Raw genomic sequence first — 15,663 nt, forward strand, 5'->3', positions numbered from 1 at the left:
GCGCTTACTCCTTGGACGCTTCCTCTTCAGCCTCTTCGGCGTCGGCCTCGGCCTCCTCGCCCTCATCCTCTTCCGCATCGGCGGAGAGAAGCGCCGACGGCGCCGAGATGTTGGCGATCATGAAATCGCGGTCGGTGATCATCGGCCGCGTGCCCTTCGGCAAATCGATCTTCGAGATCGTAATCGTATCGCCGATATTCATCCCGGAAAGATCGGCGATCAGCTTCTCGGGGATCGAACCGGCGGTCACCTTCAACTCGACCTCGTTGCGCACCACCGTGAGAACGCCGCCGGCGCGCAAGCCCGGGCAATCGTCTTCATTGATGAACTCGACCGGGATGTAGAGGTTGATCCGGCTTCCTTCGCTCAGACGCAGGAAATCGGCGTGGATCGGCAGATCCTTGACCACATCGCGCTGCACGTCGCGGCAGATCACCCGGTTGTCGACGCCGTCGACGCGGACATTGATCAGGGTCGAGCGGAACTTGCCCGCCTTCAGGGCGCGCATCAGGACGTTGTCCTTGATCGCGATCGGCTGCGGGTCTGCGCCGCCGCCATAGATCACGGCAGGCACCATGCCCTCGCGCCGCGTCCGTCGGGCAGCCCCTTTGCCCGCTTCGGCCCGGGTCCGGGCCTCGATGATTGGCATGTCAGCCATTTTTCTGTCTCCTTGACATGGCGGCGATCCTCCAGGGGTGTAAGCGCCGCGAAGGCGGGCTTATAGTCGAAACGTCGGCGGTGTCAAAGCCGGGCTCGGGGCGTGAGGGATGCGATGACGGGAACGGTCGCGAGCGACGCGGACGGTTCGATCGACCGCAACGCGCTGGAGGCGCGGGGCGCGAAGGGCGCCGGCGCGCTGATCGCGCTCGGCGTCAGGCCGGACGACGTGGTCGCCACGATTCTGCGCAACGATCTGGCGCATCTCGAGGTGATGCGGGCGACGGCGCTGGCGGGAGCGGTGCTCTGTCAACTCAACTGGCACGGCGCGGCGCGCGAGGTCGAGGATATCCTGACGGATTGCGACGCCCGCGCGGTCATCGTCCATCGCGATCTGGTCGACCCGCTGGCGCAGGCGCTGAAAGGCCGGACGGTGATCGCGGTCACGCCGGGACGGGCGATGCGCGCGGCCTACGGCGTCTCGCCCGAAGCGGCGGCGGCGCGCCCCGATCTCGGGGAATGGGCGGCGCTCCGCGACGCCGCAGCGCCCTTCGCCGGAAACGAGCTGATGCGCCCGATTCTCCGCTACACTTCCGGCTCCACCGGCAGGCCGAAGGGCATCAGGCGCGCCACGGCCGGGCTGACGAAGGACAGCGCGGAGACACGGCGCCGGATCGCGGTCGAGATGATGCGGATGCGGCCCGGCGGGCGATTTCTGACCGCCGCGCCGCTCTATCATTCCGCTCCGTCGTCGCTGACGACGATGGCGATGGCGACGCCGGAGACGAGCGTTCATATCCTGCCGCGCTTCGACGCGGAGGGGTTCCTGCGCGCCGCGACCGAAACGCGGGCGACGCATATCTATCTCGTCCCGACGATGATGAGCCGGATGTTGAAGCTGCCCGACGAGGTGAAGGCGCGCTACGACCTCTCGGCGGTCGAATTCTGCCTCTCGACCGGCTCGCCCTTTCCGCACGACCTGAAGACGGCGATGATCGACTGGTGGGGGCCGGTGTTCTGGGAAAGCTACGGCGCCTCCGAGATCGGCTTCATGACCATGGTCTCCTCGGCGGAGGCGCTGGCGCGACCGGGGACGGCGGGGCGGGTGCAGATGGGCGGCTCGATCCTGATCCTCGACGCAGAGGGAAACGCGCTGCCGCCCGGCGCGGTCGGCGACATCCATGTGCGGGTCGAGGCCTATGGCGATTTCGCCTATTCGAACGACCCCGAGGGCCGGAAGGAGGCTGAGCGGCGCGGCCATGTCTCGGTCGGCGACATGGGCTGGCTCGATGAAGAGGGTTATCTCTTCATCTCAGACCGGAAGAAGGACATGATCATCTCCGGCGGCGCGAACATCTTCCCGGCGGAGATCGAGGGCGCGCTCATCGAGGCGCCGTTCATCGCCGACGCCGCGGTTTTCGGCGCGCCCGACGTGGAATTCGGCGAGCGCATCGTCGCCGCGATCCAGCCGGCGGCGGGCTGGTCCCCCGACCGGGCCGAGGTACTGGCCTGGCTCGACGGACGGCTCGCACGGATGAAGCACCCGCGCGTCATCGAATTCCACGACGCGCTGCCGCGAGAGGACAGCGGCAAGATCTTCAAGGCCCGGCTGCGCGCGCCATACTGGCGAGACGCGGGGCGCAATATCTGACCACTAGGAAGCGCCGCATCAACTGCGTCGCCCGCGGCGACCGGACGCCAGCGGCGCGCCGCAACGCCGGCGCGCGCGGCGACGGGCGCCCGGATCAGCTGTCGAGCCGGTCGAGAAAGGAAAGTTGCGGCGCGACGGGGATCGCGGCGGGCGGTGTGAAGAGATCGGTGCGGAGCGGCTTCACGGGCCGGTCGAGCCCGTGCGCGGCCGCGGCGCGGCGAAAGCGGCGGCCGATAAGATCGGCGTAAACCCCTTCCCCCTTCAGCCGCTTGCCCCATTCCGGGTCATAATCGCGCCCGCCGTGAATCTCGCGCACATAGCGCATCACCCGCGCGGCGCGGTCGGGGAAATGCGCCTCCAGCCATTCGACGAAGAGATCGCGCACTTCGAGAGGCAGACGCAGAACGACATAGCCGGCGCTCGTAGCCCCGGAGGCGGCGGCGGCGCGCAGGAGCGCCTCGATCTGCTGGTCGTTGATCGCAGGGATCAGCGGGGCGGTCATCACGCCGACCGGACAGCCCGCCGCCGCCAGTTGGCGCATCGCCCAGAGCCTGCGGTCGGGCGTGGCGGCGCGCGGCTCCATCTTCCGTGAAAGACCGGCGTCCAGAGAAGTGAGAGAGAGCGAGACCCGCGCCAGCCCGCGCCGCCCCATCGGACCGAGAAGATCCACATCGCGCGCCACCATCGCCGATTTGGTGACGATGGTCACCGGATGGTTGAACTCGGAAAGAACCTCCAGCAGCCCGCGCATGACGCGGTGGGTTTTCTCGATCGGCTGGTAGGGGTCGGTGTTGGTTCCGATGGCGATCGGCTCCGGCCTGTAGCGGGGGCGCGAGAGCGCGCGGCGCAGGAGCTCAGGCGCCCTTGGCTTCACCGTGAGTTTCGTTTCGAAATCGAGGCCCGGCGAAAGGCCGAGATAGGCGTGGGTCGGCCGGGCGAAACAATAGACGCAGCCATGCTCACACCCGCGATAGGGGTTGATCGAGCGGGTGAATGGCAGATCGGGCGAGGCGACGCGGCTGATGACCGATCGCGATCGGTCGATACTGATCTCGGTCTTCAGCGGCAGGGGTACGTCCGGCGTCCAACCGTCGTCGAACGCCTCACGCGTCGTCGGCTCGAACCGACCCGCGCGATTGGAGACGGCGCCGCGTCCGCGTCGCGTCCGGCTGCCGATTTCCGACCCGTTCATTCGAATCGACGCTCCTCAATAAGAGGAACATTATAGGAACATTTAGCGTGGTGAGCGAGTCCGGAAATTGACGCGGCCCGATCCGGAGACGCCGGCGGAGATTCTTCATATCCGCCATGCGGCGCGCAGGCCCCTATCGCGCTTGCGGCGCGCCGTTCAGAGCCGACCGAGGGCCCGCCCGGCCGGATCGCCGCCAGACGTCACTCACTTCGCTGCGTGGCGAGCCAGACCGTATGACGCGCGCCGCGTTTCGCGCGCACCGCCCGGACCTTCGTCACGCTGGTCGCGAACCCGCAATGCGACAGGCGTCGCGAAAAACCGGGGTCGGGCGCGGCGGACCAGATGGCGAGGACGCCACCGGGCGTCAGCGCCCGCCGCGCCGCCAGCAGGCCCGCCTCCCCATAGAGCGCGTCGTTGCCGGCGCGGGTCACGCCGTTCGGCCCGTTGTCGACATCGAGCAGAATCGCGTCGAACGCCGCCCCCGCCGCGCGGATCACGGCGCCGACATCGCCGGTGTTCAGCTCGACTCTCGGGTCCGAAAGGCAGTCTCCGAACACGTCCGCCATGTGCGCCGTCGCCCAGTCGATCAACTCGGGAACGATCTCCGACACGATCAGGCGCGCATCGGAACCCGCAGCGGCCTGCGCGGCGCGGAGAGTGAAGCCCATGCCGAGCCCGCCGATCAGGATGCGGGGCGCCCGGCGTCCAGCCAAACGCTCGATGGCCAGGGTCGCGAGCGCCTCCTCCGAAGCGGCGAGACGGCTGTTCATCAGTTCGTTGCCGTCGCGGAGGCGAATCGAGAACTCCGCGCCCCGACGCAGAAGCCGCAGCGTGGCGCCGTCCGGCATCGTCGCCGTCGCCAGATGTATCCACGGCAGCATGCAGGGGCGTCCCTTGTTCAGGCGAGGCCTCCGCGTACCCGATCGAGGGACGGAGGTGAAGGCCCGTCGTCGGTTGAAGTCAGACGGCTGTCGCTGTTCGGCCGCCCGTATCCGTCAGCGCGGGCCAGCGGGTTTCAGGACTCCGAAATCCGGCTCGTTGACGGCCTCACGGCACGACGACGCGCCGGTTCCACATCTCACGGGATTGCATCTGAGCGCGTTCAGCGGCTCAACAGGTCTTGAGAATCTCCGCCGGCGCCCCGGGATATCCGTGCGCTCTCAATCGGCGTGTTCGGTGATGAATTGCTGGCCGCGCGGGATCGCCCCGCCGGCGGGGAGGGTCCGGCGCGCCCCACTGGCCGGACCCTCCCTGGCGCTTCGCTTCAGGCAACAAACACGCCCGTCGAAAAGCTTGCACCCACTTCCACACAGGCCCGGCGCGCCCCACTGGCCGACCCTCCCCCAGGCGTTCCTCTCCGCGCAACAAACACGCCCGGCTAAGAAGCCCAACTCGCTTCCACACAGGTTGGGCGCGCCCCGCCACCCGACCCTCACACTCTCTCACCCCAGGCAACAAACACGCCCGACGAACAACCCGGAGCCGCCACCACAATGCTTCGCTCCTGCATGGTGTTTCGCAAGGCGCGTGCCAAAACCATCGCGGGCGGCGCCAATTGCGGCGCCACCATGACGTGCGCGCGCTAACGGGTTGTATTGACGGCATAACTTTATCTCAGCGCGAGCAGACCGCGCTGGATCAGCGGGGACGCCGGGCCCGTCCGAGACCTTTGCATTCCGCAAATCCATCGCGGTTCGCATTGGCGGAATGCAATTCCGGCGCATACGAAACCGCAAAGGTTGTCCCGCGGCGCGTTCCGGCGGGTGCGATTGTCGCGCAGGTTGTCCTGCGCGACGTCCGATGGGCCGCGCGGCGGAATGATCGGGGCCGGCCATTCCTTTCACCGGCCCGGCGCAAACGCATTTCGCGCACGGCGCGCGCTTCAGCCGAAACGTTCCCGAAGCGCCCTGAGTCCGATTTCGTAGAACGCGCCGACGATGTCGTCGGGAACCCGTCCCGCGTCCTCCGCCGGGGTGAAATAGGCCGACCAGAAGACCCGGCAGCCGTCCGCCTCGGCGACGCAGCTCAGCGTCGCGCGATAGTCGCTGACCGGCAGCGGCCCCTCGACCACTTCATAGGTCAGATGGTGCGGCCCGACCTCGATCAGCCGTTCGAAGAACAGTTCGTCATCGGTGGTGGTGAGATGGCGAAACGTGCGGCCCTCGATTTCGGTCAGTTCCACCGAGGCGATCAGCGGATGCCAGCCGGCGATCGCGCCGAAGCCGCCGATCTCGGCCCAGACGACGTCGCGGTCGGCGGCCAGTTCGACCATGCGCTGGACCCGGTCATGGTCCGCCTGATGACGGTTGTCGTTCATTCTTCGCGCCCTCCGGGCTCTGCCGACGTTCATTCGCCGCTCGCCCGGAGCGTAGCGCCCCCGGCCAGCGCTGCAAAGCCGCCCCTTTCGCGGCGCCTGCCGGACCATTAGGTTCCCCGGCAACCTGAAAAGGACGTCAGATGCGTTATTCGATCCTCGATCTTTCACCGATCCCCGAAGGAAGCGACGCCGCGACGGCGATCGCCAATTCGGTGGCGCTCGCCCGCCATGCCGAGACGCTGGGCTATCACCGGTTCTGGATGGCCGAGCATCACAACATGCCCGGTATCGCCAGCGCTGCGACCTCGGTTCTGCTCGGTCACATGGCGGCGGCGACGTCCACGATAAGGGTCGGCGCCGGCGGCGTCATGCTGCCGAACCACGCGCCGCTCACAATCGCGGAGCAGTTCGGAACACTGGCGACGATCTATCCGGGCCGGATCGACCTCGGGCTCGGCCGGGCGCCGGGCGGCGACATGGCGGTGATCCGCGCGCTGCGCCGGGGCATGGATAATTCCGACCGGTTCCCGGAGGACGTGGCCGAGCTTATCGCCTATCTCGGCCCGGCGCGGCCGGGGGCGGAGGTGCGCGCGGTGCCGGGTGAGGGAACGGAGGTGCCGGTCTGGATCCTCGGCTCCTCGCTCTATGGCGCGCAGCTTGCGGCGCATTTCGGCCTTCCCTACGCTTTCGCCTCGCATTTCGCGCCGGATGCGCTGGAGCAGGCGCTGGAGCTTTACCGGGCGCGCTTCCAGCCTTCCGTCGCGCTTTCGAAACCCCGGTTCATGCTCGCCGTGAACGTCTTCGCCGCCGCCGACGATGAGACCGGGGCGTTTCTGCGCACGACCATGCAACTCGCCTTCGCGCGGCTGAGAACTGGCCGGCCGGGCAAGCTGCCGCGCCCGGTCCGCGATATCGACGCGGAGATCGGGCCGGAGATGCGCGCTGCGGTCGATCACGCGCTTCGGGTCTCCGCCGTCGGATCGCAGGAAAGCGTGCGCCGCAAGCTCGCCGAACTGATCGAACGCTACGAGCCGGACGAGTTGATCCTGACCGGGCAGATTCACGATCACGCGGCGCGGCTCGAGTCATTCCGCATCGCGGCCGCGGCGCTGGCGGAGATCGCCGGAAACAAGGCGGCCTGAGCGGTGAAGCGGACGGAAGAACGGGCGCGGGCGCATGAGCGAGACCTGGAAAACCTACGCCCATGCGCCCGCGCCGGGCGCGCGGGTTTGCGCCGCCGGCGACGTGCCGGCTTCGGGGACGCTCTGCGTCAATCTTGGCGGCTATCCGCTTCTGATCCTCCGCGCAGGCGGGCGGGTGCGCGCCTATGTCAACGCCTGCCCGCATCAGTATCTGCCGCTCGACCATCGCGGCCCGAAGCTGCTTTCCGCCGATGGAGGGGTTCTGCGCTGCACCAATCACGGCGCAGGCTTCGACGCCCTCACAGGCGAGGGCGTGGAGGGTTTGGGCCTCGGCGCCGCGCTCGACCCGGTGCCGGTGGAGGAGACCGCCGACGGCGATCTCGTCATCGGGGCGGGCTGAGCGGGCGCCGCCCCGGTTCGCTCCCGGGGCCGCGACGTCCTATTTCGTGGCGAAGAGCTTCTCGAAGAAGCCGACCATCTCCGGCACCATCTTCTCGCCATACCCTTCGGCGACGCCGAGTGAGAGCGTCTGACGCGCCGCACCCGACATCAGCGACACCGCGCCGGCCGCATCCGCCATCGCGCCGTAATAGCCGACATCCTTTTTCGCGTTCTTCACCGCGAAGGAAAGCTGGTTCGGATCGCCATCGACGGCGGCGGCCTTGATCCAGTCCATCATGCCGGAGCGCAGCGGGCCGGCGGACATGATCTGGTAGAGATTCTCGCGCGGAACGCCGACCTTGTCGGCCATCGCGAAGGCCTCGGACATCGCCATCGCCGTGGTCATCGCGAAGAAGTTGTTGATCAGCTTGATCTTGTGGCCGGACCCGAGCGGGCCGACATGGAAGGCGTTCTCGGAGATGTCCTTCAGCACCGGCTGAACCTTGCCGAACGCCGCCTGATCGCCGCCGATCATCAGATTGATCTTGCCCTCGAAAGCCTGCGCCGGGGTGCGCGAGATCGGGCTGTCGAGATAGACGCCGCCCGCCGCCGCGACTTCCTCGCCGAGCGCCGTCGTGCTGTCAGGGAGAGAGGTGCCGAAATCGATCACCACGGCGCCCGGCTTCAGTCCGGCGATCACGCCCTCCGCGCCGCGCATCCGGCTTTCGACATTGGCGGATGTGTCCATGCAGAGCATGACGATATCGGAGGCGGCGGCGACTTCCTTCGCCGTCTTCACCTCTTTCGCGCCGCGCTCCACCGCCTTGTCGACCCAGGTGCGGGTGCGGTTGGCGATCACCGTCAGCGGATAGTCCATGTCGAGCAGGCGCTGACACATGGCGCCCCCCATCAGGCCGAGCCCGATGAAGCCGATTGCGGGTTTGGACATGGATGTCTCCTTTTCAGACTTTTTCGAAGGACCGGGCCCTGAGCCCGGACTGCAATTCGTAGATCGAGCCGGCCTTGGCCGGCTTCGGCAGCGGGATGCGGACCGGAACCGGCGCGAGGCGCGGGCGGTCGGTCGGCGACCCACATAGCATCCGCTCATTGTAGTCGTCGAGAGAGGCGAATTTCGTGTCGGACCCCATGATCGGAAACGCGTCCGCCGCCATCATCTCGTAAAACAGCATCCGCCGGTCGCGATCCGAGCGGTTGAGCGCCGAGCCGTGGACAGCCCGCCCGTGATGGATCGAGATCGACCCCGCCGGGCCGGTCAGCACGGCGGCGTCCTTCACATCGAACCCGTCTCGCGCCAGATCCATCGCGCCGACGAAGACGCCATCGTCGAAATGGTCGTGGATCGGCCCCTTGTGGCTGCCGGGAAAGACCATCAGCGGCCCGTTCTCTTCGGCGAGATCGTCGATCAGCACGCCGACCGCGAGCACGTCGTCATTGGTGTGCGGATAGAATGCAAAATCCTGATGCCACTCCACCGCCGCGCCATAGCCGGCGGATTTCATGTTGAGCTTGGTGGTGTGGAGCCGCAGATCCGGGCCGATCAGGTCGCGCACCGGCGCGAGGACATGATCCGATTTCATCAGCCGCGCGACCGGATCGCTCAGCGTATGCGGAAGCTTGATCCTGCGGACGCGCGGCTCGTCGGGCCGATGGCTGTCCTCAAGGTCGAGCCGGTCGTTGGAGGCGGTCATGCCGCGCGCTTCTTCGGTGAACCGGGCGATCTCGGCGCGGATCTCCTCGATGATCGGAATCGGAATTCGGCTCTCCAGCATCAGATAGCCGTTTTCCTCGTAAAAGGATTTCTGCTTCTCCGTCAGCGCTTCCATCATGTCCTCCTGAGACTTTCGAGACCGGTCCAGTCGAAGTTCACGCCGTGGCCGGGGCGCTCCGGCGCCATCGCGACGCCGTCGCGAATCTCCATCGGATGCTCGATGAACGCATCCAGCCCGAAACCATGCGCCTCGAGATAGGAGGCGTTCGGCGCGGCGGCGAGCAGATGGACGGTGAAGTCATGCGCGCCGTGGCTGGTGACGGGGAGGCCGAACGCTTCGGCCAGTTTCGCGATCTTCATGAAGGCGGTGACGCCGCCGCAATTGGTCACGTCCGGCTCCGGGAAACTGACCGCGCGCATGGCGATGAAATTGCGGAAATCCTGCACCGTTCGCAGATTCTCGCCATTGGCGATCGGGAGGCCGCCTTCGGCGAGAACGCGGGCGTTGCCGGGAATGTCGTCCGGCTCGCAGGGCTCCTCCAGCCAGTAGGGGTCATAGGGCAGAAAGGCGCGGGCGGCGCGGATCGCCTGGTCCGCGGTCCACTTCATGTTGGCGTCGAGCATCAGCGGAAAGCCGGCGCCGAGGTGATCGCGCATCGCGGCGACCTTGGCGACATCCTCCGCCAGATCGTCGCGCCCGACCTTCATCTTGATCGCCCGAAACCCCTTGGCGAGGTTCCCTTCGGTCTGCGCGATCAACTCGTCCGCGGAAAGCATCAGATCAATCCCGCCAGCGTAGCATTTCACCGCCGGGTCCGCGCCGCCAAGATGCCGCCAGAGCGGCTGGCCGGCCCTTTTCGCCGCCAGATCCCAGAGCGCGATGTCGAAGGCGGAGAGCGCGAGCACCGTTGGCCCGCCACGCCCGCCGTAATGCGTCGCCCACCAGATCTTGCGCCAGAGATGCGCGATCCGGCTCGGCTCCTCGCCGGCGGCGATCTCGGCGATCTCGCGGCCCAGAATGTCGTGGACGGCGCCGCCGTTGTGTCCGCATGTATAGGTGTAGCCGACGCCCTCGGCGCCGTCCGAATCCGTCACACGCGCGGTGATGATCTCGAAACCCCGCATCTCCCCATGCATGGAATCGGTCAGCGGGACTTCAAGCGGAATGACGTAATGATCCGAACGGACCCGGTCGATCGTCGCAGCCATGGCGGACCTCAGAGGAAGACGGTGGTGATTTGCGGAAAGCAGAGGATCACCGCGAGCACCAGCAGCTGGATCGCGATGAACGGCAGGAAACCGCGGAAGATGTCCGGCAGCGTGATATGCGGCGGCGCCACCGATTTCAGGTAGAAGGCCGCCGGACCGAAGGGCGGCGAGAGGAAGCTCACCTGCATGTTGACGCAGAAGAGGATGCCGAACCAGACCTTGACCAGGGTCGTCGCCTCCAGTCCGCCGAAGAGGCCGAGCTCCTCCTTCGGCAGTTTCAGGACGATGGGAAGGAAAACCGGCATCACCAGAAGCACGATTCCGGTCCAGTCCATGAAGGCGCCGAGAAAGAGGAAGATGAGCATCATGAAGAGAAGGACGCCCATCGTCGGCAGTTCCATGCCGAGGATCAGGTTGGCGACATAGGTCGGTCCGCCGGCGATGGTGTAGGCCCCGGCCAGGGCGGTGGCGCCGAAGGTCACCCAGATGATCGTGCCGGTGGACTTGAATGTCCGCATGGAGGCTTCGCGCAGAAGCGTGAACGAGAACTCCCCACGTATGACAATCAGGACGAGGACGGCGACCGAGCCCATGCCAGCCGCTTCGGTGATGCCGGTGACGCCGCCATAGATCGAGCCGAGAACGACGAAGACGATCAGCAGCGGCGCCACGAGCCCCTTGCCGTTCGCCCAGGCGGCGGCGGCGATCTCCCGCCCCATGAACGCGAAGATGTAGAGGAGGCAGACAATGAGCACCCCGCCCCAGGTGATCGCGGTCCGCATGTCGAGCATCCGGCTCTGATCGTCGAAGGCGCCCGTGATGTTGAGAACCACCATGCGCAGCAGGATCGCCGCGGCGACAGCGCCGATCATCAGCATGATGAGCGTCGAGCCGTAACGCCGCTTGTCGGCGCCGGTCATGTCGGTCTCACTCGGCTCCGGCAGCGGCGCTTCCTCCGGCCTGAGCCGGGTGCGGATCATGATGTAGACGATGTAGCTTCCCGCGAGCAGGAAGCCCGGCAGAAAGGCCGCCGTGAAAAGCGCGCTGATCGAGGTTTCGGTGATGAGGCCGTAGAAGATCAGCACGATCGATGGCGGAATCATCGTGCCGAGCGACCCGGAGGCGCAGATCGTGCCGATCGCCAGGTTCTGGTTGTAGCCGAGCCGCAGCATCTGCGGCAGCGCGATCAGGCCGAGCAGCACCACCTCGCCGCCGATGATGCCCGACATCGCCGCCATGACGATGGCCATGATCGCGGTCACCATGGCGATGCCGCCGCGGGTGCGCGACATCCAGGCGTTGAGCGAGGTGTACATGTCGCGCGCGATGCCGGATCGCTCCAGCAGCGTCGCCATGAAGATGAATAACGGGACCGAGATCAGCACGTAATTCGTGGTGATCGAGTAGAGCCGCTGCGCGAGAATGTTGAGCGGGCCGGTGCCGAAGGTTCCGAAAAGCAGCTCCGGCCCGAATTTCAGCACCATCACGACGACGGCGAGAAAACCCGAGGCGAAGCCGAGCGGCATGCCGATCGCAAGCAGGACGAACATGCCGATCAGCACGATGAGGGAGATCGTTCCGATGTCGAGCATCGTATCAGTCCCTCGGCTCGTCGGCGCCGATCGCGGCGCGGATTTCCTCGATCTCGTCGTCCTCCGCCTCGTGCGTCTCCTCCCGGTTCCAGTCGTAGAACAGGTTCGAGACCGACTGGATCGCGAGGATCACCAGGGTGAGCAGGATAAGAGGCTTGATCGTCGCCGGAATCGGCGGGTTCCAGGCGGTGCCGAACTTCTCCCAGCGCAGCAGCTTGGCCCAGGCCTCGCCAAAGCCGCCCCAAACGACGGCGAAGGCGAAGATCAGAACGCAGGCGACGGAGAGAACGTCGCAGGTTTTCTTCAGCCAGCGCGGCGCCGCGTCGTAGATGATGGTGATGCGGATATGGCTTCGCTGCTGGAGCGAATAGAGCCCGGAGACGAGATAGATGCCGCCGGCGATCCAGAGCGACATCTCGTTCACCCAGATTGTCGGCTTGGCGAAGACATAACGCATCGTCACTTCGTAGAAGATGATGACGACGACGAAGGCGGGCGCCCACATCGCGATCCGGCTGAACCCCTGTGTCACCAGATCGACGGGGCCGGTGCGCTCATGCTCGATCATGGCCGTTTCCCTGAAATCGCCGGACGCGAGGGCGGGCGGCCCGTATGGGACCGCCCGCCGACAGTCGTGATCGCGCCCCTATTCGATGAGGCCGAGAACCTTCAGGTAGGCCCTGTGGCTCTCGACCAGCGCCTGCGCTTCCGGCGTGGAGGCGAAATCGTCCCACTGGCCGAGCGCGGCCTCGCGGAAGGCGGCGCGGTCTTCGGTCGACCATTCGGCGACATCGACGCCTTCCTCACGCAACTTCGCGGCGGCCTCGTTGTTCGACTTCTCGAAGGTCAGCGCAGTCTGCAGCGCCAGCGATTCCATCGCCCGCTCCATGATCCGGCGGTGATGCTCCGGCATCGCGTCCCATTTCGCCTTGTTGCAGGCGAGATGGTCGGACGGCATCGAGTGGAAGCCCGGGAAATTGGTGAACTTCGCGATGTCGTAGAGCCCGAGCCCGACATTGTTGGCGATGCCCGAGGCGTCCGCGCCGTCGATGATGCCGCTTTCCAGCGCGGTGAAGATCTCGGTGAAGTCCATCACGATCGGGCTGGCGCCGAGCGCGGCGAAGATGTTCGTCTCGAGACCCGGCGGGGAACGGAATTTCCAGTCCTTCAGATCGGCCACGCCGCGAATCGGCTTCGTGGAGGCGAGGCTTTCCTGCCCGTAGACCCACCAGCCGACGAGCTGCATATCGAACTTGTTGTAAAGTTCCTGCGCCGCTTCGAGGCCGCCGCCATAATAGAGCCAGGAGAGCTGCTGATAAGGCGTGTCGTAGCCGCCCATGATGTCGCCGACGAACTGGAAGGCCGGGTTCTTGCCGGTCTGGTAGGCGGCGCCGGTCATGTCGCAGTCGAGAATGCCGGTCGCGGCCGCGTCGAAGGTCTCCACCGAATTGACGACGGAAGAGGAGAAGAACATCTCGATCTGGATCTCGCCGTTCGACATGATCTGCACGTCATCGACGAAGCGTTGCGCGAGCTTGCCGGAGACGGTTTCGGGCGCGTAATGCGTCTGGATCCGAAGCGTCGTGGTCTCCGCCGTCGCCGCCGAAGCGAGCATCGCCGAAACCGCGGCCGCGCCGAGCGCGGATGCGAGATGGTTCAGTTTCATGGTATCCTCCCTGGGATGGTTGACGTCTCGTTGGGCGCCCCGACTTTCGCGCCGCAGCTTGACGGGAACGCTAGCAAGCCGATTCCCCCCCGACAACTTCATTCTCGAAATTATTGGGAATTTCGAAATTCTTTCGTATGTTCGCGCGAACCAGTCGGAGCGCGGATGTCCAGCGAAATCGATGAAGGCGGCCACAGCGAAGCCATGGGCGTTTACGCCCGGCTTCGCGAGGTTCTGGTCGCCGGCGGCGTCGCGCCCGGAGAGAAACTGATGCCGCGCAGCCTCGCGCCGCGCTACGCGGCCTCGGCGGCGACGGTCCGTGAGGCGCTCTTGCGCCTGGCGGCCGAGGGGTTCGTCGACAGCGCGCCGCAGCGTGGCTTTCGCGCCGTGAAGCCGAGCGCCGGAACGGTCTGGGAGATCGCGCATTTCCGCGTCCTCCTGGAGGCGGAAGGCGCCCGGCTCTCGATCGAGCGGGGCGGGATGGAGTGGGAGGCGAACCTCACCGCCGCGCATCACCGGCTCTCGCATCTCGAAGCGCGGATGCGCGGTGAAGCGATCGACCCGGCGCTGCTGCGCTTCTGGTCGGGCTGCGATCGCGCCTTTCACGAGGCGCTGATCGCCGAATGCGGCTCGCGCCGGCTCATCGCGGAGCACCGCACGGTGTTCGACCAGTTCAAGCAGCATGTCGTCGCCCGCGACCCCTTGCTCGGGTTTCGCGGCCCGGATCTGGTGCGCGAGCATTCCGATATCCTCCGCTCCGCGCTCGACCGCGACCCGGTCGGCTGCGCCGACGCGTTGCGCCGGCATTTCGAGGCGTTCCGGCGTTCCGGCGTCGCGCAGGCGGAGATTTGAGGGGCGTTTCCCTCCGGCGCGATCCCCCATATAGAGGTCCGTGACGCCGGAAGGAGCCCCCGCCATGACCGAAGCCGCCTATATTTTCGACGCGATCCGCACGCCCCGTTCGAAAGGGAAGCCGGACGGAACGCTGCACGAGGTCAAACCCATCAGCCTTGTGACGACCCTGCTGGACGAGATGAGGGCGCGGCACGATCTGGACACCAGCCGCGTCGACGACGTGATGCTCGGTTGCGTGATGCCGGTGATGGAGCAAGGCTCGGTTCTGCCCAAGGTCGCGCTGCAAAAGGCCGGTTGGGACGAAAGCGTGCCCGGCGCGCAGGTCAACCGCTTCTGCGCCTCCGGGCTGGACACGTTCAACACCGCGGCGGCGAAGGTCGCGAGCGGGTGGGAGGACCTGGTCTGCGCCGGCGGGTTCGAATCGATGTCGCGGGTGCCGATGGGCTCCGACGGCGGCCCCTTCGCCGAGGACCCGGAGACCGCCATCGCCACCAGTTTCGTGCCGCAGGGGATCGGCGCCGACCTGATCGCCACCATCGAGGGCTGGAGCCGCGACGATGTCGACGCCTTCGCGATGGAGAGCCAGAAGCGCGCCGCGCATGCGCGCGATTCCGGCTGGTTCGACCGCTCGGTGGTGCCGGTGCGGGACGAGAACGGCGTCGCCATTCTCGAAAAGGACGATTTCATCAAGCCCGACACCGACATGCAGAAGCTCGGCGCGCTGAAGGCCAGCTTCGCCGGGCCGGGCGCCATGGGGTTCGACGCGGTGGCGCTGGCGAAATACCCCGAAGTCGAGCGGATCGACCATGTCCACACGCCGGGCAACTCCTCCGGCATCGTCGACGGGGCGTCGCTGGTCATGGTCGGCAATGAACAGGTCGGCAAGGATCTCGGCCTGACGCCGCGCGGCCGGGTGCTCTCCATCGCGCTGACCGGGACCGACCCGACGATCATGCTGACCGGCCCCGGCCCGGCGTCGCTGAAGGCGCTGGCGAAGGCCGGGCTGACCATCGACGATATCGACCTCGTGGAGATCAACGAGGCCTTCGCCTCCGTCGCGCTGCGGCTGCAGAGGGACCTGAACGTGCCGGACGAGAAGCTGAACGTCGTCGGCGGGGCCATCGCGATGGGCCATCCGCTCGGCGCGACCGGCGGCTGCCTTGTCTCGACCATGCTGGACGAGCTGGAGCGGCGGAAGCTGAAGCGGGCGCTGATCTGCATGTGCGTCGGCGGCGGCATGGGCGTCGCCTCGATCATCGAGCGGGTCTGAGC

15 protein-coding genes are annotated in these 15,663 nt (G+C 66.7%); 5 read left to right on the forward strand and 10 right to left on the reverse strand.

All coding sequences use genetic code 11. The annotated features are described in order from the left end of the window. Window positions 1–4 precede the first annotated feature (4 nt). The gene (locus G5B40_RS11990) at window positions 5–658 is read right to left on the reverse strand and encodes a 50S ribosomal protein L25/general stress protein Ctc (RefSeq protein WP_165098916.1); all 654 of its coding nucleotides are present in this window, start codon (window positions 656–658) and stop codon (window positions 5–7) included. A 114-nt stretch (window positions 659–772) separates the two neighbouring features. On the opposite strand from G5B40_RS11990, the gene G5B40_RS11995 reads away from it, so the two are divergent. Further along, the gene (locus tag G5B40_RS11995) at window positions 773–2,308 is read left to right on the forward strand and encodes an AMP-binding protein (RefSeq protein WP_165098919.1); all 1,536 of its coding nucleotides are present in this window, start codon (window positions 773–775) and stop codon (window positions 2,306–2,308) included. 94 nt (window positions 2,309–2,402) lie between these two features. Here G5B40_RS11995 and G5B40_RS12000 read toward each other — a convergent pair whose 3' ends face one another. The 3 genes from G5B40_RS12000 to G5B40_RS12010 all read right to left on the reverse strand — a co-directional run bounded on the left by G5B40_RS12000 (window position 2,403) and on the right by G5B40_RS12010 (window position 5,817). Next, on the reverse strand, window positions 2,403–3,500 hold the full coding sequence (locus G5B40_RS12000) for a PA0069 family radical SAM protein (protein ID WP_165098921.1): 1,098 nt from the start codon (window positions 3,498–3,500) through the stop codon (window positions 2,403–2,405). Between the two features lie 200 nt (window positions 3,501–3,700). Continuing rightward, on the reverse strand, window positions 3,701–4,381 hold the full coding sequence (locus G5B40_RS12005; RefSeq protein ID WP_165098923.1) for a polyamine aminopropyltransferase: 681 nt from the start codon (window positions 4,379–4,381) through the stop codon (window positions 3,701–3,703). Window positions 4,382–5,382: 1,001 nt separating this feature from the next. Next, window positions 5,383–5,817, reverse strand: coding sequence for an SRPBCC family protein (locus tag G5B40_RS12010; protein ID WP_165098925.1), 435 nt, complete (start codon window positions 5,815–5,817; stop codon window positions 5,383–5,385). Between the two features lie 140 nt (window positions 5,818–5,957). Between G5B40_RS12010 and G5B40_RS12015 the strand changes: the two genes are divergently transcribed. Then, window positions 5,958–6,959, forward strand: coding sequence for an LLM class flavin-dependent oxidoreductase (locus G5B40_RS12015; RefSeq protein ID WP_165098927.1), 1,002 nt, complete (start codon window positions 5,958–5,960; stop codon window positions 6,957–6,959). A 34-nt stretch (window positions 6,960–6,993) separates the two neighbouring features. Then, window positions 6,994–7,359: a Rieske (2Fe-2S) protein gene (locus G5B40_RS12020; protein ID WP_165098929.1), complete on the forward strand. Its 366-nt coding sequence runs from the start codon at window positions 6,994–6,996 to the stop codon at window positions 7,357–7,359. A gap of 39 nt (window positions 7,360–7,398) precedes the next feature. Here G5B40_RS12020 and G5B40_RS12025 read toward each other — a convergent pair whose 3' ends face one another. From G5B40_RS12025 to G5B40_RS12050, 6 genes are all read right to left on the reverse strand, one after another. Further along, on the reverse strand, window positions 7,399–8,289 hold the full coding sequence (locus G5B40_RS12025; protein WP_246209487.1) for an NAD(P)-dependent oxidoreductase: 891 nt from the start codon (window positions 8,287–8,289) through the stop codon (window positions 7,399–7,401). A 13-nt stretch (window positions 8,290–8,302) separates the two neighbouring features. Beyond that, window positions 8,303–9,184 carry a phytanoyl-CoA dioxygenase family protein gene (locus tag G5B40_RS21225; RefSeq protein ID WP_165098934.1) on the reverse strand — a complete coding sequence of 294 codons (882 nt, stop codon included), beginning with the start codon at window positions 9,182–9,184 and terminating at the stop codon, window positions 8,303–8,305. After that, the gene (locus tag G5B40_RS12035) at window positions 9,184–10,278 is read right to left on the reverse strand and encodes a mandelate racemase/muconate lactonizing enzyme family protein (protein ID WP_165098936.1); all 1,095 of its coding nucleotides are present in this window, start codon (window positions 10,276–10,278) and stop codon (window positions 9,184–9,186) included. Before G5B40_RS12035 ends, G5B40_RS21225 begins: the two co-directional genes overlap by 1 nt. Before the next feature lie 8 nt (window positions 10,279–10,286). Then, on the reverse strand, window positions 10,287–11,870 hold the full coding sequence (locus G5B40_RS12040) for a TRAP transporter large permease (RefSeq protein WP_165098938.1): 1,584 nt from the start codon (window positions 11,868–11,870) through the stop codon (window positions 10,287–10,289). A 4-nt stretch (window positions 11,871–11,874) separates the two neighbouring features. After that, a complete protein-coding gene (locus G5B40_RS12045; protein ID WP_165098940.1) occupies window positions 11,875–12,438 on the reverse strand; it encodes a TRAP transporter small permease subunit in 564 nt (187 codons plus the stop codon). A 78-nt stretch (window positions 12,439–12,516) separates the two neighbouring features. Then, window positions 12,517–13,536 carry a TRAP transporter substrate-binding protein gene (locus G5B40_RS12050; protein ID WP_165098942.1) on the reverse strand — a complete coding sequence of 340 codons (1,020 nt, stop codon included), beginning with the start codon at window positions 13,534–13,536 and terminating at the stop codon, window positions 12,517–12,519. Between the two features lie 165 nt (window positions 13,537–13,701). Between G5B40_RS12050 and G5B40_RS12055 the strand changes: the two genes are divergently transcribed. Both G5B40_RS12055 and G5B40_RS12060 read left to right on the forward strand, forming a co-directional pair. Next, complete coding sequence (locus tag G5B40_RS12055; protein ID WP_165098944.1) at window positions 13,702–14,388, forward strand: GntR family transcriptional regulator; 687 nt, start codon at window positions 13,702–13,704, stop codon at window positions 14,386–14,388. A gap of 64 nt (window positions 14,389–14,452) precedes the next feature. Next, entirely contained in the window at window positions 14,453–15,661 is a 1,209-nt protein-coding gene (locus G5B40_RS12060) for an acetyl-CoA C-acetyltransferase (RefSeq protein ID WP_165098947.1), read from the forward strand. Window positions 15,662–15,663: the final 2 nt, after the last annotated feature.

The sequence above is a fragment of the Pikeienuella piscinae genome (assembly GCF_011044155.1).
GTDB lineage: Bacteria > Pseudomonadota > Alphaproteobacteria > Rhodobacterales > Rhodobacteraceae > Pikeienuella > Pikeienuella piscinae.